This is a genomic window from Peptostreptococcaceae bacterium, from assembly GCA_016649995.1.
Classification (GTDB): domain Bacteria; phylum Bacillota; class Clostridia; order Peptostreptococcales; family BM714; genus BM714.
This window is the reverse complement of record JAENWJ010000100.1, coordinates 1-2,578: the sequence shown is the minus strand read 5'-3', so window position 1 is coordinate 2,578 and position 2,578 is coordinate 1. Positions and strand designations below refer to the sequence as shown.

The following is a 2,578-nucleotide window of genomic DNA, read 5'->3' as shown; positions in this document are numbered from 1 at the left end:
AACTACGGCATATGACAAAACATCATAGAAATAAGACGGATTCTCGTCAAACAACATCTCCAGCTTTGGTTTTTCAGCTGTTTCTATGAACTGCTTGAGGCCGAGTATTTTTTCCATCACCCTTTTGCCGTATTCCGTCTTCTGCTTCATTATAGCTCCGAGTGCATAAATGCCGACCGTCGATGCCGCCGCCAAAATAAAGGGAATCATTGTTGCGTTAACTCCGTAGGTTTTCACTACTAGGTATAGTAAGAAACCTATAATGGCTCCAAACACAAAAATAACAACAAACAACATTACCCGGAGTACCATTGAACCCTTGCTTATTACATAGCGTCTTTTAAAGCCCTCTATGAAAAGCGCTATTGGTATATATATGGCCAGAGTAGGAATGAGCGCCGTAAGAAGTATTCTTGGGCCGGCTCCAAATACGGAATTGAGGTATTTCATAGCCATAAGATAAAGTGGAAGCAGAGCCAGTGCCTTGAACATCATACCGAGATTTTTGCTTTTCTTAGTATAAAGAGGCTTCTCAGCGTATCTGCCTAAGCTATCGGAAATCTCGCTTTTTACCGCGCTAATCGTATTGGCAAACTGATACTTCAAATCCTCTGTTTCAACCTTTCCATCAACTCCATGCTCATCAAAGAGACTGGCAAACATGATTTTTTCAAACGATTTGAAACTGTCGTCTGCCTCCTTGAGTTTGTGGAAGCGAACATTCTTCTTGTCTATTTCCTCTATTGCCATGTATCCCTTCGAAGCCCAATATATGAGAAGCGCCGTAACATCCTTGTTGTCCATGGTCGAATCTATTATATATCCGACCTCTGCAGGTGTCATGTTTTCGGGCGGATAGAACTCCGGAGCCACAAACATTTGCTCGTCCTGTCCATATTTTTTCCAGGTGAAAAACCCTAGCAAAAGCAAAAGACCGCCCAATAAAATATATGCATATTCAAAGAAAAGATTTGTCAGTCTAGAAAGGAAGCTCTCCTTGAAGTAGCCTTCCTCAAGTTCTATTCGCATCGTGACGCTTTCTCCGGGCAAAAGCATTTTCAACGTCTTGCCGTTCACACCGGCCGCCCCCACATTAAAATCGACTCCATCGGAACTTTCGCTCCCATATGCGCCGGAATACACAGAAACATTGTCAGAGTCGAACGGCTTTGGCATATCGACCGAAAAACTGACCCTGTCTATGGAAACCGGCCATTCGTTCCCAATGAGGTTGAAATAAAACTCGTCATAATCTTCGTATCTGTCTATAGGAAGTGCGAACCTGTAGGCTATGACATATGTTTGAAACCCGCTCACATATTCATCTGCGCTCCCAATCTGTATTACAAGGTTTCCGGAAGACCTGGATGTCTTGATTTCACGCCCGGGAACCTCTATATTGGAGATTTTTGCCTGGCGTCCGTCATACGAGGTCGGTATGGTTCTGTAGATTCCATGCCTCGGTTCCGAAAACTCCACCTTTATGGTTTCCTTCACCTCATAGGAGTTGTCCTCTCCGACAGAAACATTTACATCGTAGTCCCTTATTTCAAATGCCTCCGCGCCATGGCTCTGCATCGGAACAAGGAAGATTGCAAAGACAATCAGGGGCAGAATCCATTTTATTGATCTAAAACTGCACCTTGACATTTTTTCTCTCCTCCTCGGCAGCTACAAACATGGCTTCCTCATGAAAACCCATCATTGAAGCAAGAAAAACAGCTGGGAATTTCTGTATGGCCGTATTGAAAGTTCTTACAACCGCGTTGTAGTATTTTCTTGCATTGAGTATATCCTCTTCTACCTTCGTCAAATCACCTTGAAGCGCAAGAAAGTTCTGGTTGGCTTTAAGATCCGGATAAGCTTCCGAAAGAGCGAACAAGCTCTTTAACGCCCCCGTCATCATGTTTTCAGCCTGATTCTTATCCTCAACTGTCGTGGCCTGCATTGCCATGTTCCTCGCCTTAATTACACCCTCAAGCGTCTCTTTTTCATGCGAGGCATAGCCCTTTACCGTTTCAACAAGATTCGGAATAAGGTCGTAGCGCTTTAGCAGGTAAGCATCCATCGTGCTGAAGGCTTCCTTTACCTTGTTTCTTAAAGCCACCAGATTGTTGTACAGTAAAACTCCTCCCAATAAAACAACCGCTATAACGATAAGAACACTAATCATTTCAATCACTCCCTCTTTTATTATTATTTGTAAGATTCTTATTCGATACCCCCGCGTTTTTCGCTTAATCATCGAAAGCTGTTCCAGTAGTAAACAATTGGGGTATTAATACTTTATTCCATTAAACCCTTTCCGTTCCTTCAATAAAATCGTTAATATTTTGCGATTTGTCAACCACTTTTGAAAATGTCCCAACAAATCGCAAACATTAGCACCAGAATCTGGTTACTACTTAGTGTCTGCTGAGCAAGTGTTTTTTTTCATCTTACGGCTATCACCAATGGATATTTTCTGCAACATAGTAGATTGCAGGCAAAGCATACAAAAGAGCGCAACAAAATCCTGAACAGATTCGTCACAAATATGGATAATGCAATGGATGTCATTGTTGTTTCTTTCAGCTTT

Annotated in this window: 2 protein-coding genes; both read right to left on the bottom strand. The window is 42.4% G+C overall.

Annotated elements, in window-relative coordinates:
• A partial coding sequence (locus JJE29_09445) for a DUF2207 domain-containing protein (GenBank protein MBK5252839.1) occupies window positions 1-1,650 on the bottom strand: 1,650 nt, incomplete at its 3' end.
• The gene (locus tag JJE29_09440) at window positions 1,631-2,245 is read right to left on the bottom strand and encodes a LemA family protein (protein ID MBK5252838.1); all 615 of its coding nucleotides are present in this window, start codon (window positions 2,243-2,245) and stop codon (window positions 1,631-1,633) included. The genes JJE29_09445 and JJE29_09440, both read right to left, overlap by 20 nt.
• Between the last annotated feature and the right edge of the window lie 333 nt (window positions 2,246-2,578).

What these genes read in the sequence shown, in the direction of transcription:
- JJE29_09440 (MBK5252838.1), bottom strand. Translation starts at nt 2,245, where the DNA reads ATGATTAAGCGAAAAACGCGGGGGTATCGAATAAGAATCTTACAAATA.